This window comes from Candidatus Phytoplasma ziziphi, from assembly GCF_003640545.1.
Lineage (GTDB): Bacteria > Bacillota_I > Bacilli_A > Acholeplasmatales > Acholeplasmataceae > Phytoplasma > Phytoplasma ziziphi.
In genome coordinates, this window is the sequence record NZ_CP025121.1 from 557,111 (window position 1) to 582,236 (window position 25,126).

General features: G+C 21.5%; 18 protein-coding genes. 10 read left to right on the forward strand and 8 right to left on the reverse strand.

What is annotated here, in order from left to right; translation table 11 throughout:
- Positions 1–1,169: 1,169 nt before the first annotated feature.
- Positions 1,170–2,954, reverse strand: coding sequence for an ATP-dependent zinc metalloprotease FtsH (gene ftsH, locus CWO85_RS02735; RefSeq protein WP_201736609.1), 1,785 nt, complete (start codon positions 2,952–2,954; stop codon positions 1,170–1,172).
- Complete coding sequence (locus CWO85_RS02740) at positions 2,951–5,881, reverse strand: AAA family ATPase (RefSeq protein ID WP_121464116.1); 2,931 nt, start codon at positions 5,879–5,881, stop codon at positions 2,951–2,953. Before CWO85_RS02740 ends, ftsH begins: the two co-directional genes overlap by 4 nt.
- A 464-nt stretch (positions 5,882–6,345) precedes the next feature.
- Here CWO85_RS02740 and CWO85_RS02745 point away from each other — a divergent pair, with 464 nt between their 5' ends.
- On the forward strand, positions 6,346–7,308 hold the full coding sequence (locus CWO85_RS02745) for an L-lactate dehydrogenase (protein WP_121464117.1): 963 nt from the start codon (positions 6,346–6,348) through the stop codon (positions 7,306–7,308).
- Between the two features lie 334 nt (positions 7,309–7,642).
- Here CWO85_RS02745 and CWO85_RS02750 read toward each other — a convergent pair whose 3' ends face one another.
- The 5 genes from CWO85_RS02750 to CWO85_RS02770 form a co-directional block, all read right to left on the reverse strand.
- Entirely contained in the window at positions 7,643–8,149 is a 507-nt protein-coding gene (locus CWO85_RS02750) for an SVM family protein (protein ID WP_121464118.1), read from the reverse strand.
- 359 nt (positions 8,150–8,508) lie between these two features.
- Complete coding sequence (locus CWO85_RS02755; protein WP_121464119.1) at positions 8,509–10,710, reverse strand: ATP-dependent helicase; 2,202 nt, start codon at positions 10,708–10,710, stop codon at positions 8,509–8,511.
- Positions 10,711–10,754: 44 nt separating this feature from the next.
- A complete protein-coding gene (gene tpiA / locus CWO85_RS02760; protein WP_201736619.1) occupies positions 10,755–11,552 on the reverse strand; it encodes a triose-phosphate isomerase in 798 nt (265 codons plus the stop codon).
- 11 nt (positions 11,553–11,563) lie between these two features.
- Positions 11,564–12,100 carry a helix-turn-helix domain-containing protein gene (locus tag CWO85_RS02765; RefSeq protein WP_121464121.1) on the reverse strand — a complete coding sequence of 179 codons (537 nt, stop codon included), beginning with the start codon at positions 12,098–12,100 and terminating at the stop codon, positions 11,564–11,566.
- 149 nt (positions 12,101–12,249) lie between these two features.
- Positions 12,250–15,255, reverse strand: coding sequence for a hypothetical protein (locus tag CWO85_RS02770; RefSeq protein ID WP_121464122.1), 3,006 nt, complete (start codon positions 15,253–15,255; stop codon positions 12,250–12,252).
- A 165-nt stretch (positions 15,256–15,420) separates the two neighbouring features.
- Between CWO85_RS02770 and ruvA the strand changes: the two genes are divergently transcribed.
- The 3 genes from ruvA (at position 15,421) to CWO85_RS02785 (ending at position 17,702) form a co-directional block, all read left to right on the forward strand.
- Entirely contained in the window at positions 15,421–15,978 is a 558-nt protein-coding gene (gene ruvA, locus CWO85_RS02775) for a Holliday junction branch migration protein RuvA (protein ID WP_121464123.1), read from the forward strand.
- A gap of 19 nt (positions 15,979–15,997) precedes the next feature.
- Positions 15,998–16,996: a Holliday junction branch migration DNA helicase RuvB gene (gene ruvB, locus CWO85_RS02780; RefSeq protein WP_121464124.1), complete on the forward strand. Its 999-nt coding sequence runs from the start codon at positions 15,998–16,000 to the stop codon at positions 16,994–16,996.
- Positions 16,997–17,363: 367 nt separating this feature from the next.
- Positions 17,364–17,702 (forward strand): hypothetical protein, encoded by a 339-nt coding sequence (locus CWO85_RS02785; RefSeq protein ID WP_121464125.1) that lies wholly within the window; start codon positions 17,364–17,366, stop codon positions 17,700–17,702.
- Between the two features lie 402 nt (positions 17,703–18,104).
- Here CWO85_RS02785 and CWO85_RS03735 read toward each other — a convergent pair whose 3' ends face one another.
- Entirely contained in the window at positions 18,105–18,569 is a 465-nt protein-coding gene (locus CWO85_RS03735) for a hypothetical protein (protein WP_201736610.1), read from the reverse strand.
- Between the two features lie 470 nt (positions 18,570–19,039).
- Between CWO85_RS03735 and CWO85_RS02795 the strand changes: the two genes are divergently transcribed.
- The 6 genes from CWO85_RS02795 to CWO85_RS02815 all read left to right on the forward strand — a co-directional run bounded on the left by CWO85_RS02795 (position 19,040) and on the right by CWO85_RS02815 (position 25,094).
- The gene (locus CWO85_RS02795) at positions 19,040–20,566 is read left to right on the forward strand and encodes an ABC transporter substrate-binding protein (RefSeq protein WP_161554989.1); all 1,527 of its coding nucleotides are present in this window, start codon (positions 19,040–19,042) and stop codon (positions 20,564–20,566) included.
- Positions 20,567–20,811: 245 nt separating this feature from the next.
- Positions 20,812–20,976, forward strand: a complete 165-nt coding sequence (locus tag CWO85_RS03655; protein ID WP_161554990.1) for a hypothetical protein — start codon at positions 20,812–20,814, stop codon at positions 20,974–20,976.
- A gap of 621 nt (positions 20,977–21,597) precedes the next feature.
- Complete coding sequence (locus tag CWO85_RS02800; RefSeq protein WP_121464127.1) at positions 21,598–22,452, forward strand: hypothetical protein; 855 nt, start codon at positions 21,598–21,600, stop codon at positions 22,450–22,452.
- On the forward strand, positions 22,433–22,630 hold the full coding sequence (locus CWO85_RS02805; protein ID WP_152031107.1) for a hypothetical protein: 198 nt from the start codon (positions 22,433–22,435) through the stop codon (positions 22,628–22,630). Before CWO85_RS02800 ends, CWO85_RS02805 begins: the two co-directional genes overlap by 20 nt.
- 55 nt (positions 22,631–22,685) lie before the next feature.
- Positions 22,686–24,041, forward strand: coding sequence for a pyruvate kinase (gene pyk, locus CWO85_RS02810; protein WP_236628357.1), 1,356 nt, complete (start codon positions 22,686–22,688; stop codon positions 24,039–24,041).
- Positions 24,042–24,323: 282 nt separating this feature from the next.
- Positions 24,324–25,094 (forward strand): Bax inhibitor-1/YccA family membrane protein, encoded by a 771-nt coding sequence (locus CWO85_RS02815; RefSeq protein ID WP_121464129.1) that lies wholly within the window; start codon positions 24,324–24,326, stop codon positions 25,092–25,094.
- Positions 25,095–25,126: the final 32 nt, after the last annotated feature.

The window sequence follows — 25,126 nt, forward strand, 5'->3', positions numbered from 1 at the left end:
ACTTTTTTTATATAAATTTTTATATATTTTTAACTTTTTTTATATAAAATTTTATGTTTCGAATATATTTTTTTACATAATTCATTTTTTTTCTTAATATTTTTTTATTTTCCTACACGTTGTTTATCTTTTTTTAAACATAAAAATAGGTTTAATCTTTGTTTTTAAACAATTTATAAACTTTTTTTGTATTAAATTCTTATTTTTTTGTTATTTTATAAACGTATTTTATACTAAACCTTTAAGTTTTAATAATTTAGGACTTTTTTTATATTAAATATTTATTTTCTTGTTATTTTATAAACATATTTTATGTTAAACCTTTAATTTTTAACAATTTATAAAGATTTTTTATGTTAAAAAGCGTTTTTTTAACAAAAAACCGCTTTTTATTTATGTTTGAGATAAAAACTAGATAAATTTTATATATTTTAACCTTTTTAAAGATTTTTTATGTTAAAAAGCGTTTTTTTAACAAAAAACCGCTTTTTATTTATGTTTGAGATAAAAACTAGATAAATTTTATATATTTTAACCTTTTTTTATAAATCGCCAAAGCCCAAAATAAACGAAATAATCAAAATTACCCCCTAAAATCAAACTCAAAAACTAAAAATTGAGTTTGATTTTTTTTATATCAAAACTCGGAAACAAAAAAGGCCTAAAATTAAAAACAAATTAACAAACGCGAACATAAAAGACTTTATTTTCGAAGACCGATTAAAATTTTAAATATATTTTCAGTTTTTAAAATTAGATTATATAAAGAAACTGAAAATAATTTTAATCTTGATCAAATATATTTTTTGTATTTATTAAACGTTTTTTTTATTAAACGTTTGTTTTATAAAAAAATACTAAATTCAAAAGTTAAGGTTTTTTTATTTAAATTAAACATTAAATTATTTTTTTGTTTTAAAAACAAATTGTATATATAAAATTACGTTTAAAAACTGTAGATTGTTAAAAAAATTAATTGAATTTAAATTTATATCTTTTAAAAGAACTTTTTATTTTTTTACATTTGATCAAAAAACTAAAAAATTTAAATTATATTTGAATGAATAATAAAATTTTCAAAAAAATTACTACATAAATTTAATTAAAAATTTAAAAATATTATCCATATAATAAAAAAAGACTTTAAAAAAGTCTTTTTTTATTATACATTAAACTAATAAATCTATCTCTTCTTTAGTAATGGTTTCTTGTTCTAATAATTTTAAAGCTATTTTATCAAGTAAATCTTTATTTTTTTTCATAATTTTTTGACATTCTTGATAACATTGATCTATTATTTTTTTAATTTCTGTATCAATCGCTTTTTTATCAGAAAAATCAGAATCTTGAGAAACACCTAAATCACTCATTCCATATTTAGTCACCATTAAACTAGCTATTTTAGTAGCTTGTTTAAAATCCTCACAAGCTCCATTAGAAACATCGTCAAAAACTAATTCTTCAGCTACTCTACCGCCTAAATAAGAAATAATATTCGCTAACATTCTTTTTTTAGAAGAAAAGAAAGTTTCTTTTTCAGGTAACATTAAATTATAACCACCAGCTGAACCTCTTGGGATAATAGTAATCTTTTGAACTTTTTGAGCGTGTTCTAATTTTAAACCAATAACGGCGTGTCCAGCTTCATGGTAAGCCACCATTTTTCTTTCTTCTTCTGTATATTTAATTGATTTTTTGGCTGGACCCATTAAAACGCGATCAATCGCTTCTTCTAAATCTTCCATAGTAATCATTTCTTTTTGATTTCTTACTGTTAAAATAGAAGCTTCATTTAAAACTGCTTCTAATTGAGCGCCACTCATACCTGGAGTTTGTTTCGCTAATTGATTAAAATTAATATCAGGAGAAATATTTTTATTACGAACATGAACTTTTAAAATAGCTTCTCTAGCTTTAACATCAGGCAAACCAACTAAAACTTTACGATCGAATCTTCCTGTTCTTAATAAAGCTGAATCTAACATATCCGCTCTATTAGTAGCTCCAACAACAATAATTCCTTTTGATTTAGTAAAACCATCCATTTCAGTTAAAAGTTGGTTAAGAGTTTGATCTGTTTCTTGAGATCCTCCTGAAAAACCACCTCTTTTACTACCTAAAACATCTATTTCATCAATAAAAAGAATGCAAGGAGAATGATCTTTAGCTTCTTTAAATAATTCTCTGACACGAGAAGCACCGACACCGACATATTTTTCAACAAATTCAGAACCTGAAACCGCATAAAAAGGAACTCCTGCTTCTCCAGCTAAAGCTTTCGCTAATAAAGTTTTACCTGTTCCAGGAGGGCCTTCTAATAAAATACCTTTAGGTATTTTAGCTCCTACAGCAACATATTTTTGAGGTCTTTTTAAGAAATCAATTAATTCCTTCATCTCTTCTTTTTCTTCTTCATTACCCGCTACATCTTCGAAAGTAACAATTTTTTTCGAAGAAGTTAAAGAATAAGGTTGTTTTTTGTCTCGTTTCATATTTATAATAATATGACACATAAAAATAACAGAAGAAATATGAGAGATAATATGAAGTAATGGGTTCAAAACAGAAGTAATAGGTTTTAATTTAAATAATTCATAATTAGAAGGATACTCAAATAATTTAGCATTATTATTTTTTTTATCAAAAGTCATAATAAAATTATGATAAACAACTCCATCCATTTGAGAGTACCAAGTATTTTTTTCTTTATCAGTTATAATAATTTTGATATAAGGATCAGATCGTAAAATACTTCCTTGTAAATGAATAATTTGGATAGATTCTAAATTTGTATCATTATTAATTTTATCAAATAATTCCTGATGTCTAAGTTTATTTTTTCCTTCGGACCATTGTTCATTCAATTCATAAAATAAAGCTGTTAATAATATGAACAATAAACCTAAAATAAAAATAATTTTAGGTTTAATTAATGATTTTAATATTTTTTTCATTTACTATCACCTAATAATATTTTATTTTTTTGTTTACGAAGATATCGAAGATAACGACAATAAATTAAACCTATTAACCCCATGGTTAACAAAATGATACCGCTATATAATAAGAAATTCTGAGCAAAGGAAAAAGATTTATTCGAAAGATCTTTAGGTTTAGGAATTTTCATAGCTCTTTCTTGTTGTATTTTTTCTAAAACTGTTTCTAAATCTTTTATTTCTACATTCTCTTTGTCTTTTTTAACCGCTTCTAAAGCTGCGTCATTAACTAAACGTTTATAATCGCTTCCACTTAATTTACTTTCATAACATTTTTGAGCAAAATTTGTTAAAAAATCAGTGTTAATTTGATCATTTGTTTTTAAACTAGGGGTTAATTTAACATTTTTGAGATACATTTCTAAAATTAATTCACTATCTTTTTTATTTGGTAAATCAATTAAAATTTTTTTTTCTAATCTTCCAGAACGGGTTATCGCTTCATCTAATGATTCTAATCTATTGGTAGCTCCAACGACTATAATAGGATTCGGAGATTCTGTAAAACCATCTAATTCTGTTAAAAATTGGTTTACAGCAGATTGGGTTTCAGCTTTTCCCCCTCCTGTATCTTCCTTTAAAGAACCTCTTTTTCCAGCTAAAGAATCAATTTCATCAATAAAAATAATACATGCTGTTTTACAATTCCGAGCTTTTGCAAAAAGTTGTCTTATGTTTGCAGCACTTGAACCTAACGCAGCAGATATATATTCTGGACCTGATCCATAAAAAAAAGGAATACCTAATTCTTGGGTTAATTGTTTAACAAAATAAGTTTTTCCTGTTCCAGGAGGACCATGTAAAATAAAACCTTTTGGCACAGAAGCTCCTATTTTTTGATATTTTTCGTAATTATCAACAAAATCAGCAATATGTTTGAGTTCACTTTTAACCTCATCGTAACCTTTAACATTATTTAAAAAAGGAAGAGGTTCTATACGTTGAACAGTTGCTTCTCCTTTCAATAGAATATTATTCTTTGAAGCAATTATTTTAATTTTATCTGTGCCTTCTAATTTAACTGTTAATCCGTTTAAATCAAAACTAGGATTATTTAAAGCTTTTTGAATAGCTTTTTTTATTTTATTTACATTAGATACATCTTCTGATTTAATAGCTATTTTGATGTTTTCATTGAAAACATTTTTAAGTTCTTTTTGAATTCTATTTTTGGTTTGTTTTCCTTGTTCATCGTAAATTGCATCGAAAGTACCTGTATGATCTACATCAATAATACCTTCTTTATTATAAAATCTGGATGATATTTTTCTTATTTTGTGATCGTATACAATATCAAAAGTAAAACGATGTTTGTAATCGATGTTATGACCATCCGAATGATATTGTCTTGAAATACATTTAATTTGACCGTTATCAAATTCATATATTAATTCTCTTTCTTTTGTTTTTTTAGTTAAATCAGTAAAATATGTTACAAATAATTTTTTTGTTGATTCATATATTTGATTAATTCTATCTTTTGAATTTGTATAATTAGGTTCAATTTCATCTGATATTTGGGATGTAATCATTATTTTTATAATATCACTATTTTTATTCCAAATTATTTTCCAATTTTCAGAAAAATAAACTGTTTTTGTTAATATCCTTCCTTCATTGTCATATGTTTTATCATAAGTGTCGAAACTATCCCATTTAATTGTACCTTCAGAAGTATAAGCTCTTGATGTTAATATATTTCCTTGATTGTCATATGTTCGATCATAAGTGATGAAACTATCCCATTTAATTGTACCTTCAGAAGTATAAGCTCTTGATGTTAATATCCTTCCTTGATTGTCATATGTTCGATCATAAGTGTTGAAACTATCCCATTTAATTGTACCTTCAGAAGTATAAGCTCTTGATGTTAATATATTTCCTTTATCATTATATGTTCGATCATAAGTGTTGAAACTATCCCATTTAATTGTACCTTCAGAAGTATAAGCTCTTGATGTTAATATTTTGCTTTCATCATCATATGTTATATCATAAGTGATGAAACTATCCCATTTAATTGTACCTTCAGAAGTATAAGCTCTTGATGTTAATATCCTTCCTTGATTGTCATATGTTCGATTATAAGTGTTGAAATGATCCCATTTAATTGTACCTTCAGAAGTATAAGCTCTTGATGTTAATATATTTCCTTCATTGTCATATGTTTTATCATAAGTGTCGAAACTATCCCATTTAATTGTACCTTCAGAAGTATAAGCTCTTGATGTTAATATATTTCCTTTATCATTATATGTTCGATTATAAGTGTTGAAATGATCCCATTTAATTGTACCTTCAGAAGTATAAGCTCTTGATGTTAATATATTTCCTTTATCATTATATGTTCGATTATAAGTGTTGAACGCATCCCATTTAATTGTATTTTCAGAAGTATAATCTCTTGATGTTAATATATTTCCTTCATCATCATATGTTATATCATAAGTGTTGAAACTATCCCATTTAATTGTATTTTCAGAAGTATAAGCTCTTGATGTTAATATTTTTCCTTTATCATTATATGTTTGATCGTAAGTGTTGAACGCATCCCATTTAATTGTATTTTCTTGATCTTGATCCGTATTATAAAATCTAGAACTACATTTTATTTCATCATTATTTTTTTCATATATAAATTCTCTTTGTTTTTTTGTTTTCATTTGATCTATAAAATATGTTCTGATTAATCTATTATTTTCTTGAGTTTTGTTTATATTATATTGTATATTTAGGTAATAAAAAAATTCTTGCTGTTCAATTATTTCTTGTGGTATGGTTATATTATCGCCATTTCCTCTAATATTATTTAAAGTAAAATATAAAAACAATACAATACTCAAAATAAAAAATAAATTCTTTCTGTGTATTCGTTTTCTATTCATTTATTTGTTTTGCCTTTCTTTATTTTCTTTATTTGGGTATTTTAATAGTATTATTGAAAAAGAAAAATTACTATTAATTTTAATTATAATACAAAAAAAAAAAAAAAGTATAATAAGGGTATAAAAAAAATAAAAAAAGAAAATAATAAAAAAATTCTTTTTAAAATATTTTATAAAAATATCTTTTATATTAAAATAAAACCGATTTTAAAGGAATACCACTTTTTTTACTTGAAAGCTGTATACGATGCAAGTTGTTTGTATACAGTTCGGACGGAGGCGAATTTGTAAATAAAACAGGACTAGATAGCATTAATAAACGCATTTTATCTATTTGTATTTATATAATAATTTCTTTGAAATAATTAATAAATATAAAAATTGGTTATAAAAACTTGTTTTTAATTTATAAACATAATATAATAGTAAGTAATTAATTAAAAATAAAAGAGGTGCTTTATTATATGAAACAAAACAAAATAACTATTATTGGTGGAGGAAATGTCGGATCAGCGATTGGATTAATTTTATCTCTTAATAAAATTGTTTCCGAAATTGTTATTTTAGATGTTAATCCGACTAAAGCACAAGGCGAAGCTACAGATATCAGTCAAGGTGTTAATTCTTTACATCCTATTCAAATTACAGCTACTAGCGATTACAAAGATACTAAGGATTCTGATATTGTAATTATTACTGCTTCTATTCCATCAAAAAATTTGAATAATCGATTAGATTTAATTAAAAGTAATTTGACGCTTTTTCAAAAAATCATTACTCCTATTACTTTATATAGTCCTGAATCTTTTTTATTAGTTGTTTCAAATCCTTGTGATATTTTGACATATATTGCTTATAAATTATCAGGTTTTCCATCTCATCGAGTATTAGGATCTGGAACAACTTTAGATACAGTTCGTTTAAGATTTTTATTATCACAAGAAATGAATATTGATGCTCGTGATATTGACGGTAATATTATTGGAGAACATGGCGATAGTCAAATAGCGACATGGTCATGTTTAAATGTTCATGGAGTTGCTTTTGAAGAAAATTTTGAAAAATTATTGCCTAAAAAAACTCTCGAAAAACATAACATAAATGATTTTAAAGAAATGATTGCTAATAAAGTTCAAAAATCAGCTTACGAAATTATTAGTCAAAAAGGTTATACTAACTATGGTATCGCAATTTCCGTTTTACATATCGTAGAAGCTATTATTAAAGATGAGAAAAAAGTTTTAAATACTTCATCTTATTTACAAGGTGAATATGGTATTAAAGATATTTATCTAGGTGTTCCTAGTGTTATCGGAAAATCAGGTGTAGAAAAAATTTTAGAAATTTCATTAAATAATAAAGAAAAAGAGCAATTGTTGAGTTCTGCTAAATTATTAAAAGGGATTATCGATGAATCCGCTTTATAATGATGTTTTTTCTGATAAAAAAATTAAATAAAAAAAGATTAACTTTTGTTAATCTTTTTTTATTAATATTCAGGTTGTTTCATAGTTATTTATTTAATGTCCGATTTATTTTTACGATAAAAGTTATAATTACTAAAGATAGAATAAAAAGAAAAGTTCAATATAATAATTGAATAAAATAATAATTAATTTTTTAGATAAATTAAATTTTTTTTAAAAAAGGATATATTACTTATCTTCTCATGAGTTATATTTTTTTATATTAACATATTTATTTAGGTTAAATATAATAAAAGACCTTTTGAAAGGTCTGAAAATTTATATGAAGATAAAATCAATGATTTATTTTATATGTTTCAATAAAATGTTTTAATCTAGCTTCTTTTTGGTTTACACAACTTACTTGTCTATTTATTTTTATAAGTTCTTTGATGTTTTCGGCAAAATTATCGCCTTCAGAAGTTATTATTTGAATAATTAAATTATTACGTATATTAATAAAATTATTCATTCTTTCGTCAATTATACGTCTTTCGCTTAAAACATGAATACGCGTCCTTAGCTCATCAATAGAATTACTATTTAAACGAACTTTGTTATCAAAAGCTTCTGTCATTATTTCGTCATGAAATTCAGGATTTACAACTTTAGCTATAATTTGCGATTGTTCTTCTAATGATTCATTTAATTTTTTATTTAATTCAATAAGTTCATTTAATATATTATCATTATTTTTCATCGCCATAATTTTATGATTAGTAGTAATTAAGAATAATAAATACAAACAAATAAATAAAATAATATTCAATATTTTAAATTGTTTTTTTGATTTAATTATCAATTGATATCACTCCTTTTATTTTATCTCTTGTTTTAAAAAAGATAAAGATTTATTTGTTTTTTTCATAATCATTTTGTAATAAATCTTTTTAATTAAACGACGTTATATAACATAACTTAAAACAAAAAAAGATTTTTAAAATTATAAAAATCTTTTTTTGTTTATCTAAATTATAAATCTTTTTGTAATAAAATTGACAAAAAAATTAAGATAAAAAATATATTAAAAATTATCTTTTGTTTTTATTTTTTTGTTTTTTATAAAAATTTTTTTTATATATTTGAAACACATAATTAAATTATTTAAGATATTTTTTCCATAATTGAATATGTATAAATTTTAAATAATTTAAAGAGATATTAAATTTTTTTTAAAGTAGAATGAGTAATAAGAATTTTTTTTATCCCATGAGGTTTAGGAAAAATTATTGACAAGATATCTTTGTTAACAGCGATAATAAAACCTTTCCCAAATATATCGTGCATAACCTTCTCTCCTGCTTTGTAAGATACTTTATTTGCGACTTTTTTTATGATAATAGGTTCATATTTATTAGGTTCCGATATTATTATATTTTCTTTTGGTTTAGAAAATTTCATTTCTTCTAAAAAAGATACAGGTCTTGCAAATCTATTTTTTTTATTATGAAATAAGAATTTTCTAGAATTTGCGCTTGTAAGAAAAAGTAATTCTTTTGCTCTTGTTATCGCCACATAAGCAATTCTTCTATCTTCTTGGACATTTTTTTTGCCATATTTTTCTGTATCATCTATAAAAATATTATCTTCCCAACCTATAACAAAAACAATTTTAAATTCTAAACCTTTAACTTTATGTATCGAGGATAAAAGAACTTGGCTTTTATCATTATCATCTTTTTCGCTATGCAAAGTTATTGTATTTAATAATTCATTTAATTTTTCTACAAAAGTACCTTTTTGTTTTTTATTTTCTGAATCGAAAAATTTTTGTAAATTATCTAAATTATTTTTGATTTTGTTTTCGTTTTCTTTATTATAATTATTTTTATCTTTTTCTTTTTGATCTAAAATTTCAGAATATTTAATTTCTTCATTGATTAAATGTATACAATTTGATAAATTGCATTTTGATTCATCGTGGAAAATTTTTAAAAGTTTTTGAAATGTTTTTTTTAAATTATTAATTTTTAAATTTATTGTATCTGTTTCGGGAACATAATCCATAGCTTCGAATAAAGAAATTTGTTTTTCATTAGCTATTTGTTCTAATTTATTTATAGTTGTTTTTCCTATTTGACGTGGAGGAGTATTAATAATTCTTTTAAAATCAAAATCATTTTTAGGAAAAAGAAGGACTTTGAGATAAGCTAAAAAATCTTTAATTTCTTTTTTTTGATAGAAAGAAATAGAATTTTTAATTATATAAGGAATGTGTTGAATAATTAAATTGTTTTCTATTTCTTTGTATAATTGATTTATTCTGTATAAAATAGCTATATCTTTATAATTATATTTGGAACTTTTTATTAATTTTTTGATTTTTTTAGCAATAAATTCGGATTCTTTTTTATCATTTTGGAAATTTTTATAAATAATTTCTCCATGATTCATATTACTTTTGAGATCGTTTTTAAAATGATTTTGTTTTTCATCATAATTATATTCAATTAATAAATTAGCTTTATCTAAAATATTTTGAGTAGAACGATAATTTTGATCTAAATACAAAACATCGGCCTGAAAATCTTTTATAAATAAATCATTACATAAAGGATCTGCTCCTCTAAAACTATATATATTTTGGTTCGGATCTCCTACAGCGAAAATAAAATTATTTTGACTTATCATTTTAATCATTTGATATTGAATTAAATCAATATCTTGGAATTCATCAATTAAAATATGCGAGAATTTTTTTTGATAAAAAGAAGTTAAAGAAGGATTATTTTTTAATATTTGATAAGTATAAATGATTAAATCATCAAAATCTAGAAAATTATTGTTTTTTAAATATTCTTCGTAAAGATCAAAAACTTTTTGTTCTTCAGAAGAATGAAATTTTGTATTTATTTTTTTTGGTATTTCTAATTCTTCAAAAATTTGTTTTTTTATTTTATTGTTTTTTATATAAGATATTTTTTTTATTAAATCTTTGACTTTATATTTATCTTTATCTAATTTTAAAATATCCATTTTTTCTTTGATAATTTTTTTATTTTCTTTTTCGTCGATAATAAAAAAAGAAGAAGTTAAATTCGAATTAAGATAATTAATATTCTGTTTTAAAAACGAATACCCAAAAGCATGAAAAGTACAAATTGTTAAATAAGAAAAATCATGATAAGGAATAAATTCTTTTAAACGTTTTCGCATTTCTTTAGCTGCGTTATTAGTAAAAGTTATCGCTAAAATATTATTTCCATCTATATTTAAATTATTGATTAAATGAACTATTTTATTAGTTAAAGTAGTTGTTTTTCCTGTGCCTGCACCAGCATGAAGATAAATAGCTTTTTTATCTGAAATGATAGCTTCTTTTTGTTTTTCATTTAAATTATTTAAATATTTTTGTTTTTCCATTTTTATTTTAAAAAACTTTCTTTTTTTTTTTTTTTATATAAAAATTATTCTAAATTGTCAGAATATTTTTCATTATATATTTTAAGTCCCGTTTCAGCGAAAGATAAGAAACTTGATACTTGTAAAGAACTATTTCCTATTAAAACACCATCAATTTCTTTTTGTTTTAAAATAATTTCTATATTAGATTCATTAGTAGAACCGCCATAAATAATTCTTATTTTTTGAGCTAATTCTTCAGAAAATAAAGAAGCTACTTTTTGACGGATATTTTTTATAATTTCGTTGGCATCTTCAGGTTGAAGACTTTTTCCTGTTCCGATCGCCCAAAAAGGTTCATAAGCTAATATAATTTTTTCTATAGAATCCTGTGAAACGTTTTGGAAAATATTTTCTAATTGTTTTTCTAAGAATATTTTAGTTTTGTTTTCGTTTTTAGTTGTAATATCTTCTCCTATACAAACAATAGGATAAATATTTATGTTTAAAAGAGCTAGAAGTTTTAAATTAACTGTTTGGTCTGTTTCACCAAAAAGTGTTCTTCTTTCGCAATGTCCGATTAAAGCATATTTAACACCTAAAGAATGTATATTTTTAGGAGAAATTTCTCCTGTATAAGCGCCTTCATTTTTGTAAAAAACATTTTGAGCGCCTATTCTCAAATTTTTTCCTTCTATTTGAGTTAAAACATCTAATAAAGTTATTTGCGGAAAAATAATAGTTTCTATTTTTTTTCTATCAGGCATTTTATTATTGATTTGATAAATGAAATTCAAAGCTGAATCTTTGCATTTATTCATTTTCCAATTACCAGCTATAACGATTTTTCTCATTTTAATTATATCCTTTATATTTATTTCGAAGACGAAATGATTTTTAATATTTTGGTTTTTTCTTCATTTTGATTTAATAAATAATATTTCTTATCTGTTGATAAGTAAAAAGTATCTCCTTTATTTAAAAAATACCTTAATTTATCTAAAACTAAAACAACTTCTCCTTCCAGTACAAAACCAAAAACATCTTCATTTTTCGGAGTATTAATTTTAGTTTGTCCTTTGGGTTCGATTTCTATAATTATTGGTTCTATTCGATATCTTGTTAGATAAGGGAAAAGATAATAAATAGTATTTTTAAGATTAGGTTCTTTGACAATTAAGAAATCTTCTCTTTTATGAATTGATTCTATATTTTGTTCTTCTTGAAAAAATTCTGAAGCTGATTTTTTAAAAATTTTTAATAAAGAAAATAAAATTTTTAAAGAAGGAGAAATTAAATTATTTTCTATTTGAGAAATATATCCGCTAGTTACGTTTATTTTCTTAGCTAAATCTTTTTGAGTTATTTTTTTTTCTAATCTTAAATTTCTAATTTGTTGCCCTATGTTCAATTTTAAGTTCCTTTTTTAAATTAAATAATGTAAATAATTAAAAAGAAATATATTTGAAATAATATTTCAAAAAAATAATAAAAATATAAAAATTTTATTTTTTTATATATACTTAATATTATATAATATTTGAAAAAATTATTGTTAATTTATAAAAAGAGAATAAATTCGTTGTATAAAAATAATTGTATTTTTATTTTATGATTTAGTTTTTTTTTATTTTGGGAATAAGTTTTTTTTAATTCTAATTTGTTTTTTATATTTTTTAAATAAACAAATATTTTTATTTTCAATATATTAATTTTTTTTATTAAAGAAAAATAAGAATTTTTTTTTTTAAAATTTTTTTTCTTTTTGTTTCTTTGTTTTGATAAAAACAAATCATTTGACTTATATTTTTTTTGTATTTTTGTTTTTATAATAAGAATATTTTTTTCTTCTTTTTCTTGCATTTTTGTTATTAAATCATTTTTTTCTTTTTCTATTTTTTGTTTTTTTAAGAATAATTGTTTTTGGATATTCAATTTTTGGATTAAGTCGTTTTCTTTATTTACTTTTTCTATTTCTATTTGATTTAATCTTTTGTGAAAATGGTTTTGAATTTCAATTAAAATATCTTTAAAATTTTCTTTAATAAGAATATCTTCTTTTCTTCTTGGATGTAATTTATTTTCGAATATTTTTTTTTCATTTAGAAAATGATTATCAAGATGATATTTTTCTTTTATTTGTATTTTTTTTGTTTTTTGGATATTTATTTTATGTATTTCTTGAGTTATTTTTAAAAAATTTTCAGATAGCCATATCATTTTTTGATATGCTTGGTTAAGTAATTCTTCTTTTTCTAATTTTATATCTTTATTAAAATTATTTTTAATTTTTGATAAATAAATGTATTCTTTATTTAGAAATTTATTTAGAAATTGGATATTTTTCAACTCTTTTAAATAATAAGAAATGATTTTTTTTATACAAAATTTCAAATAAATTTTTTTGATTAAAGATGGATTTGTTTTTAAATTAGTTATTTTATTTAAATAAAAAGAGATTTTATTTTGATATAAAATATGTTTGTTTACGTGTTTTTCTTGAATTTTTTTGATTTTTTGAATATATTTTTCTTTTTGTAATTGTTTTTGTTGTTTTTTTTCTTTTAATAAAATAGTGGTTCTTTTTAATAAGATATAATTTTTTTCATAAATTTTAATTTCATTTTCTATTGAAAGGTAATCTTTTTTATTTTTATTAATTAAATCATGAATATAAAAAATATTTTTTTTGGTATATTTACAAATATTATTATACAAATCAATTTGTTTTTGAATATTTAATTGTTCTAAATGATCGATTTTTTCTCTTAATATATTAAGAAAATCAAATTGTTTATTTTGTAAATTATGGAAAAATAATTTACATAAATTTTGTATTCTTATTAATTCTTTTGTTTGATATTTTTTTTGTTTTAAATATTTTTTTAATTGATTTTTAAGGTTATGAAATAAATTGTTTTGTATTTGATTTTTAGAATCCATATAATCGATGAATAAAATCAAATTCTCTAAAATATTTTTTTTATACAAAAAATATTTTTCGATATCGTATTCTATTTCTAATGTTTCCATATTAGTTCTTTTATGGAAAAATTCTGTTTGTTGTTCGAAATTTATTTTTTTGCAAATATTATTTTTGTAATGTATTTGTTCTAAATCTATTATTTTTTTATTTAAATTTATTATTTGGTTAATATTTTGAATTATATTTTCTAAATATCGGAAATCGAATTTTATAAGTTCGATTTTTGATTGAATTTGAATTAAAGTTTCTTTTTTTTCTTTTTCTTGTTGAGCGGTTATTGTTTTTTTATGATGTTCTAAGCGGTTTAATTCGATATCTACTTTATATTTGTTATGTTCATAAGAATATTTTATTTCGTTTTGTTCTTTGTTTTCTATTAATTCTTTATTTATATTTTTATATTTTTTTATTATTTCAGCAATTTTAAAATTTAATTCTAAAAATTTAATTTCTTTTAGAAAATGATTATCGATCATTTCTTTTTCTTTTTGACAAGAAAATTTATTTTGTTGTATTTTTAAATTATTATTTTTTTCTCTCAAATTATGTTCGATATTAATAATTTTGATGTTTTTTTGGCTTAATGATTTTAAAAATATATATTTTAATTGCCAAAGATATAGATTTTTAAGATTCTCTATTTTATTTCGCTTATTTGTTTTCAATAATATAATAAAATTTTTATTTTTTGTATTGTTTGTAAATTCCGGAATAAAAAACATTTTTAATTTATTTGTTTGAATTAGTTTTTTGGTTTTTTCTTTTAAGTTATTTTCTTTTTGAAAAAAATTTTGCTGTATTTCGTTTAAAATTTTATTATGTTGATTTAATTTTTTTTGAAAAAAAATATTATTTTTTTGAATTGTTTTCGCAAAATTTTCTTCTTCTTCTTTTTGTTCTTTTTGTATTTGGTTCAAATAGGAATTATATTTTATTTCGATATTTAATATTTGCTTTTTATGTTTTTGTTTTATTTGGTTAATTTGATTATTAGAATGGATATGTTTTTGTTCAAAATCTTTTATAATATCATAAGTAATATTTTTGATTTTTTCTGATAATATTTGGTTCTTTTCTACAAAAATTTTGTTTAATTTTTCTTTTTGTAAAATTTTTTCTTTTTCGATTTTAAGGGTATTTTCGAAACATTGTTCATTATTTTTTTTTGTTTTTTCTTGTTTTACTTTGAATTTTTGATAAATTTTTTCTTTTTCTATTTTTTTTTGTTCTATTTTATTTTTTATTTTTCGAATTATAAAGTCATAATCTTCGTAATTTATTTTATCTTTTTTTGGATATGCTTTTGTTTGATTTATAATTTTGGATATATTATCTTTGTGTTTGATATTTAATTTGTTTATTTTAAATAAAAAATTTTGCTTTAAATTACTGTTATCCTTAAATTGTTCTTGCTTAAGTTTTTGATAAAATAATAATTGTTTTTTAAAGTCTTCGAAAAAATTATTTTTTTCCAAAAAGATTTCTAATTCTTTTATTTCTAGCGACAAGTTATATTCTGGGATATCTTTATCATTATTGGGCACTTTTAAAGGTGATATAAATTGTTTTGATAAAGTCATATTAAATTAAAATCAACTTTCATTTATTTTAAAGAATTTAAATTTATTTCGTTATTAATGTATATTAAATATATTATTATATATTATAATATTATAACATAACTAAATTTTAAGAAAATGATATTTTCGGAAATAAATTAATAAAAAGGATTATATATTTTTAATATGTATTTTTATATTAAAGGTAAAGTAACATCTATTCAAAATGATAGTGTTGTCTTAGATAATAATGGTATTGGTTATCACATTGGTTTTTCTAATCCATATGTTTTTTCTATAAATCAAGAAGTAAAATTGTTTACTTATTTTTATATTAAAGAAAATATTCATTTTTTATATGGTTTTTTAAATACTCAAATTTTATTTTTTTTTAAAAAATTAATCGCTATTCCAGGTATTGGGCCGAAAAGCGCTATTTTACTTACTAATCAAGATTTTTTTCAAGAAATTCAAAAAGCCATATCCGAAAATAATGTTTCTTATTTATTGAAATTTCCAGGAATCGGTCAAAAAACAGCACAACAAATTATTTTTCATTTACAAAATAATGACTTTTTTCAAATTAATAAAATTTTATTAAATCCGAAACAAAGAGATGTTAAAGAAGTATTGATTAATTTAGGATTCAAAAATAAAGAAATTGATAAAGTTATCAATAAATTAGATTTTAATAAAGAAATAGAAATTATTGTTAAAGAAGCTTTATCATTAATGATGAAATAATTTTTAAGGATATTAAATTATGAAAGATTTAAAAACATGGGACGATAAAAAAGAACAAACCGAAGAAAATAAAAAATTTTTGAGACCTCAAAGATTACACGAATATATAGGTCAAACTCAAATTAAAAAAATTTTATTCGTTTATTTGAAAGCGGCTCAAAAAAGAAAAGAATCAATAGATCATCTTTTGTTTTATGGGCCTCCTGGTTTAGGCAAAACTACTTTAGCTAAAATTATCGCCAATGAATTAGGAGTTAATTTTCAAGTTACCAGTGGTTCTAATATTGAAAAAATTGGCGATATAGCCATTCTTTTGAGTAATTTGCAAACAGGAGATATTTTATTTATTGATGAAATTCATAGTCTGCCTAAAAACGTTGAAGAAATTTTATATTCAGCGATGGAGGATTATGTTTTAGATGTTGTCATTGGTAAAAATGATGAAAAAAGAACAATTAGGATCGATTTGCCTCCTTTTTCTTTAATTGGAGCGACTACTAAATTTGGAAATATCGCTTTTCCTTTAAGAGATCGTTTTGGTTTGATTTTAAAGTTGGATTATTATCAAAAAGATGAGTTGGAGTTAATTATTAAAAGAACAGCTTCTGTTTATGGCAACGAGATAGAAGAAAAAGCCTTAGAAGAACTAGCTAAAAGAAGTAGAGGAACTCCAAGGATAGCTAATCGTTTATTTCGAAGAGTTAGAGATTTTGCTGAAATTTATTCAAAAAAAAATATTACTTATGATATAACTTTACATACTTTAGAAAAGTTACAAATAGATGAAAATGGTTTAGATGCTACAGATTTTAATTATTTACAAAATTTAATTTCTAAATTTAATGGTGGTCCAGTAGGTATTAAAAATATTGCAGCAACAATTGGAGAAGAAATTTTTACTATTGAAGAAGTTTATGAACCTTATTTGATCAAAGAAGGATATATTAAAAGAACTGCTCGGGGCAGGATAGCGACAGATTTGGCTTTTGAATTATTAAAACAAAAAAATAAGAAATAATTTTTTTAAATAAATAGAAAATTTGCAATTAATTAATAGTTGTTAATTTTTTCAATTTTTTTTATACATTTACTGATTGATTTGCATATATTAATTTTATTATTTTTTAATTTATGTTAATATATAAAATGTAGGTTTATTTAATCAAGAGTAAACTTTTTAAATTGAAAATATATAGATAATATAATTATTATATGATACTTTGGCAATTTATTTATTTAGGAACAAATTATAAATTTAAATATTTTTTTGTGAAGAAAGACAATTTTTATTTTAAAAGTTATATAATATTCTTTTAATAAATATAAAAAGATATTTTAATGAATAAAGAAAATTCAGTTATAAATATTAGATAGGAAAAAATAATATGAAATATAGAGTCGGATTAGCAACTAAAATTGGATGTGTTTTATGTATAATACCTAGTTGTGTTTTGTGTATTATTTTCGGACTTGGAATACCTTTTGTTATTTTATTTTTAAATGTATTTAATGGTAAGGTAAGAAAAGACACAAAAATGTTAGCAGGTATTTTGGGTCTTGTGTTTTTTGGATTTTTAATACCTCTTGCAAGTGTATGTGGTAGCGAGGTAACACAAGAAACAGAAATATCATCAGGTATTTTTTCTCTTTGTTTTGGGATTTTTCCAGGAATTTTAATTTTAATAGGCAAATATAAAAAAATTAAAAAAAAATTAGTAAATTGAAATGCCATTCCTCCAATATTAAAATAATACATCCATAAGACAAAAATAATTAGAATTAACACTCAAAATAAAATTCAAAAATTAAAATTTAATTTTGATTTTTTTGATTTTATGTTAGCAAATTGAAAAAAATAGTTTAAACTACTAGTAATTAGTTTTTAATAAATTTTTTTAGTATTTTTTTGATAAAAATGTTTGTCGTATTCGTATTTAAAAAATATTTTTAAAAAAAATTTAATTATACCAAATTATATATTGTTATAGAGATTTTTGTTTTATTAAAAAATAAAAAAATTAAATTTTTATAAATGGTTTAAAATAAAAAAAGATTATCATTTGATAATCTTTTTTTATTTTATTTGTTTCTAAAAATTTAATTTTTTTTATAAAAATTATAATTAATTAATAATCTTTATCTTCATCGTCATCATCTTCGTTATCATCGTCGTCATCTTCATATTCATCATCGTCATCATTGTCGTCATCGTCATCTTCTTCATCGTCATCTTCTTCATCGTCATCTTCATATTCATCATCATCGTCATCATCTTCTTCATCGTCATCTTCATATTCATCATCATCGTCATCATCTTCTTCATCGTCATCTTCATATTCATCGTCATCTTCATATTCATCATCGTCGTCGTCTTCATATTCATCGTCGTCGTTGTTTTCATAATATTCATGATTTAAATTATGATTATCATTTTTATATTCTAATTCTTTTATTTCTTCCATTAATGGTTCTTTATATTCAATTTCTTTTTCTAATTTAATTTTGAATTCTTTTATTTTTTTTCTTAATAATTCTTCTTGTTCGTTTGATATTTTTTTTCTTTTATTTAAAAGTTCTTTTCTGTTTCCCATTTTCTTATTACTTTCTTAATTTTTGAAATTTTTTATATATTTTTATATTATTTTAATATAAGTTATTTATCTTTAAAAATAACTTTTCAGAAAAACAAAAGAATCAAACAAGATCATAATTTAATTATCTTAAATAATTAGTTTTTAGAAATGATTTTTTGTATTTTTTAGTTTTTTTTTTAATATTCTTCTTATTTTTAAATTATCATAAAAAAATTTTTTTGTCAAGTTAAATAAAAAAAATCACACTGTCATAACTAATTTAAACAATTTTTATTTTAAAAGTTTAACTTTTAAAATTAAATTTTATTTTTTACTTAAATTAAGTATTTGTTGGACATTGATGTGGTTAAAAGGTACTGATCAGGAATAAACGTAATAATCAAAATAACCCCTTAAAATAAAACTAAAGAACTAAAATTTGATTTTTATTTTTTTTAGAAAATATATCGTCTCAGGAGAAAATAAAAGTGGTATCAAGGGATAAAATTAAAAATTTTTTATTTCTTTTCGGTTATTTTTTATTGTTATTTAATATTGCTTTTATTTTTAATATAATTGCTATTCGTAAAAAAACCAATTTAAAAGAAGAACCTTTTCAATTAACAATAGACGAATTCAAAGACGCTAAAGAATATTTCAAAAATTCTAAAAAAAAGGTTAAAATTACTTTTTGGCATAATTTATATGCGGAAGAAAGAAAAGTATTAAACAAGATTATTCAAGATTTTGAAAAAGATTATCCTGGTATCGAAGTTTTAGAAGATAATAAAGGAAATTGGGGACAAATATTTAAACATGTTTCTAACGCTTTAACTGTTGATAAACAACCTAATTTAGTTGTTTCTTATCCTGATCATGTGGGATTTTATCATAAATCTAATAAAGTACTTCCTTTAGATGCTTTTATAGATAAAGATGAAGATTTTAAAAACAATAAACAAAATGATTTTTTACCATATTATTTCGCACCGATTCAAATAGAAGACAAAATAAAACATTATTATTATTTACCTTTTTTAAAAACAACAGAAATTATGTTTTATAATAAAGATTTATTAAAATCTATCCATGATAAAATTCCTGAATTAATAAATGACAAAGGGGAAATAGCAAAAGATTCATTGTCATGGGTTCAAATGGATGAAATATCTAAAATATTAAAAGATTCAAATAAAAAAGATTTTATACCAATAGTTGTTGATAGCGAATCTAATTTATTTATAATTTCTACTCAACAAAAAGGAATAAATTACCCATTAACAAAAGAACAAACTCAAGATTTTTTACATAACTCTGAAGTTCAAGAATTACTGCAAGAATTTAAAACCAGATATGATAATAAACATTTAACTTTAGGAAAATTGACTGGCGAAGAAGATAAAGTTCCTGAACTTCTTATTAACAACAATATTGCTTTTTATATTACATCAACAAGAAGGTTAGACAATTTATGCATAGACAATGCTTTTATTCCTAAATTGGGTTATACAAATGTGCCTACTGTTAATTCTGAATCAAATAAAAATATTTTACAAGGTTCAAATGTTAATTTATTTTATTCTAAAAATAAAGACGAGATGTTAGCTTCTTGGTTTTTTTTAAAACATTTAACTTCTGAAGACGTTTATAAAGATTTTTTAAAAGAAAATAAATTTTTTAATATTACACGTCAAGCAAGCATAACACAAGTCAAAGATAGGATAAATGAAATAGAATCGGAAATAAATAAAAAACTAACAGATTCAAATAAAGAAGAAACAAATAAATTAAAATTAAGGAAAGAATTTTTGGAAAAATTTATTTTACAGAATGCAAATAGTCAAGAATCCCAAAAAAATTTTTTTACTATTTATGTTTTTGAAAATTCGGATTTTTTTATAAATATTATAGCAGATTTATTTATAGAAGTTTTAATGATTGACAAAAATTTAAATGATAAAGATACAGATGCACGAATTAAAGAATTATTGACAGAAGCTATCAACAGAATATAGAAATTGACAAATTAAAAAAATCATTTATATATTGATATATTTTCGATAAATATCACTTTTTCATTCAATTAAAATTATAAATTTTGTCAAAATCAAATAATATATAAATAATTCAAAAGTTATGCAAAATAAAAATTATTATTTTTTATATTTTTTTTATTATTAATATTGTATAATTATAATTGCGAAAGGCAGGGATATTAAAGAATAATTTAATTAAATTAAATGATTAATCGGGGATGTTTATGGAATTTGCCAAAACTAAAGAGTTTTTTATGCATATCTTGGTAACGCAAGTAAAAATGTTCGAGGTTAAAATAAATGGCAATACTAAACAAAAAGAAGTTCCTTCTGTAAATATGAATTTTATTCCTTCATTTGAAGGCGTAGGACAATTAGCTTTTGCTTAAAAAAAATTTATTTTTAATTCATTATTTTATTGAATAATCAATATAGATAAAGTTTTATTATAAATCCGAAAGCTAAAATTTTTATTTTTATATAAACTCAATTTTTTTAAATCTTGATATTATGTCAAGAAATTTAATTTATTATTTTATTATATAGACTACTATTAGTAGTTTTATAATTTGATATTATTTTTTATGATTCTAATCAGAATTATATTAATTTTTTTTATTAATTAGTTTGTTTGTTTTGAAAAAACAAAATAAGTATGTAGACATTAAAAAACGAATTAGTTTTGTACAGGGGTTCGAATCCCCTCATCTCCACCAATAAAATTATTAAATTTATTAATTTAAATAAATTTAATAATTTTATTGGTGATTTTTTTGTCAATGATAATTTTTTAAATCATTTTGGATATAATTATTAAATTAAAAATAGACTATTTATTATGTTTATATTAAATCAAAAAATATTTTTGTTTTTATTTTTTGTTTTTCTAACGATAAAAAGTTATAATTTTGAATGATATTTTATTTTTTTAAAATTAAAAAGTTTTCGAAAAGAAAAATTATATCTTAATTTTAATTTAAGAAATTAATTTTTAAGGAGTATAAAAATTGATGTTAGAACAAAATAATAAAAAAATTTTTTCAAAAAAAATTATATTATTATTAATTACTGTAATTTTAGCTTTTGTGGTTTTATTTATATGTAGTAGATTAAATGCTTTTACAGATGAAATAAAAGATGAAGTAACTAGTGTTTCGAAAAATATGAATGATTCAATTAATTCTTTATCTCAAAAATTGAATAGTACAATTGACAAATGGGATACCAAATTTCAAAAAGATGAAGAAGAAATAAAAGAAGAATTATTTAGTTTTTCAAAAAAATTGAATAGTACAATTGAAAAATGGGATACCAAACTTCAAAAAGATGAAGAAGAAATAAAAAAAGAATTATCAACTCAATTAAAAGAAGAAATAACAAAAATTAGCCAAAATTTAAGTAAAAATTTCCAAGATAAAATTTGGGAAATGAAAGAAGAATCATCAACTAAATTACAAAAAGAAATAGAAAAAATTAGCGGAAATATAAATACAATTTTACAAGATAAAATTGGGGAAATAAAAAAAGAATTATCAACTCAATTAAAAGAAGAAATAACAAAAATTAGTAAAAATTTAAGTAAAAATTTCCAAGATAACATTGGGGAAATAAAAGAAGAATCATCAACTCAATTAAAAAAAGAGATCCAAAAAACTAGCGGAAATATAAATACAATTTTGCAAGATAAAATTGGAGAAATAAAAGAAGAATTATCAACTAAATTAAAAGAAGAAATAACAAACAAAATAAAAAATTTTGGTTTGCCAAGTTTACCAAATCCGTTTAAAAATTGTAATCTTTTTGGGGCTAAAACAGATAAAAACACAAATGAAAAAACAGATAAAAATGCAAAAAAAAATAGATGAAAATGCAAATGAAAAAATAGATGAAAATATAAATGAAAAAACAGACGAAAACACAAATGAAAAAATAGATGAAAATATAAATGAAAAAACAGACGAAAACACAAATGAAAAAAAAGATGAATCTGTCATTTCAGGCGTAAAAAATTGGTTGTTTAGTTGGTTTCATAGTAGTCTTTAAAAATAAAAAAAATATTTAATGTTTTTAAAAAAATAAAAGAAAGTTTATTCAAAAAATGATTAATAAAGTAAAATTAGTATCTACATTAGGTCCTGCTTGTGATAAAAAAGAAATTTTAAGTAATTTAGTTAAAAATGGTCTTTGCGTGGCTCGTTTTAATTTTTCTCATGCTAATTATGAAGGTAGCGAAAGAATTTTACAAATTATTAAAGAAATTAATCAAGAAAATAATAGTTATTTAGGAACTATGCTTGACACTAAAGGACCTGAAATTAGAACTCATAATTTTGATGGAGCAGTTCAAATAGAAAAAGATTCTGAAATAAGAATTTGTTTTAATGAAGTTTTAGGAACTAAAGATAAATTTTCTTTAACTTATGATTTATATGATGATATTAAAGAAGGTAATTTTATTTTTATTGATGATGGTTATTTAACTTTAGAAGTGATTAAAAAAAATTCGCAAACGCGTGAATTAGTTGTTAAAGCTAATAATACTCATGTAGTGAAATCACGTAGAGGTGTTAATGTTCCTAATATTAGATTGCAAATGCCTTATATTTCCGAAAAAGATAAAAATGATATTTTATTTGCCTGCAAACATAAATATGATTTTTTAGCTCTTTCGTTTGTAAGAAGAAAAGAAGATCTTTTTGATGTTAAGAAACTTTTAGATTCTAAAGAAGAACATAATGTAAAAATTATTTCTAAAATAGAAAATCAAGAAGGTTTAGATAATTTAGATGATATTATTGAGTTTTCTGATGGTATTATGATTGCTCGTGGAGATTTAGGAATCGAAATTGATAGCGAATTAGTTCCTTCTCATCAAACAAATATAATTAAAAGTTGTTTAAATGCAGGAAAACCTGTTATTGTGGCTACTCAAATGTTAGAATCTATGCAAAAAAATCCTCGTCCTACTAAAGCAGAAACAAGTGATGTTTATAATGCTGTTTTAGAAGGCGCAACTGCTACAATGTTATCAGGCGAATCAGCTTCAGGTCTTTATCCAGAAAAAGCAGTTATGACAATGGCTAAAATACAAAAAGAAGCTGAAAAAAATGTTAATTACGATTTTATATCTCAATTGTATAATTCTGAAAAACTCGAAGATTTTTTAGCTTTTGCTGCGATTCAAATTTCTTTACAATATCCTATATCAGCAATTGTTGTTGATGATAAAAAATATGCTATTGCTTTATCTAAATTTCATTCTATAGCTCCAGTTTTTGTTAAAGTCGAAAATATGAGCGAAGCGACTTCTTTATCTTTAAATTACGCTAATATTCCTTTTTTAAACGAACAAGAGTTAAAAAATAAATTAGAACTTTTACAAAAAGAAAGTGATGATAAGAAGATAATATTAGAAATTAAACAAGATAGTTTAAAAATTATATCAGAAGAATAAAATATTTATTTTTATGTTTAAAGAAAATTAATTTATTTAATAAAATTTAATAATATTTTCATATTAATGATTTTTAATTATAAATTTCATTTAAAATTATAATTTATAATTAAAAAAATATTTTTTTAAGCAAATATTATAAAAAAAATATTATAATTAATATATAAAATAATATTTGTGTATTTTTTTATTTTTAAATTAATTGAAAAATGAATTATTCTTGTTTTTAAATCGGATAATAAAGAGGATTTAAAAATCGGATAATAAAGAGGATTTAAAAAAATGTTAAGAGATAAAATTAAAATAAGTGGTACTTTCGAAAGAATTAAAGATAATTTTTTCTTTACTTCTAAAACAAATATTATTTATCAAAATAGAGTAACACGTGCAGGAATAGCCGCGAAAACAATTATATTATTACTTGTTGTTTCTCTTTTTTCGGGTGTAAGTTGGTTTTTTACAGATTCTTTCAGGGAAGGAATAAAATCTATTATTTTACCATTATTTTTTATTTTTTCATTGATAACTTTTTTCGCTTCTATAATTGGAACTAAATCTGTTGAATTATCCAAGGTATGTTCTTTTGTTTATTCAGCATTTACAGGAATTTCAGTAGGCATTATGTTAAATTTATGCAAAGACACTAATGTTATGCCTATTTGTTTAATGGCTTTATTTGCTACTGCTTCGGTTTTTGTAGTTACATCATATTTGTATTATAAAGGATCTTTATTAGAGATTGACAATTCTCAATTAATCAAAAAAATGAGCTCTATATTTTTTGTATTGTTTATAATAGAACTTGTTGCATTGTTTTGTTGTAAAGATGCATTTTATTATGCTATGATATCTATTCCTATTAATTTATTTATGATTATATTTTCAACGTTGATATTAATTGAACATTTTCGTTATGTTGATAATGTTATTATGAACAGTATGCCTATTAAATATGAATGGCAATTATCTTTAGGTTTTTCAATGCTTTTTATTGCTATTTTTTTAAGAATATTTGAACTTTTAATGTTATTATTTGGTCGTAATAATGACTAGGTAAATAAAATTAAAATTATTAATTTAAGAAA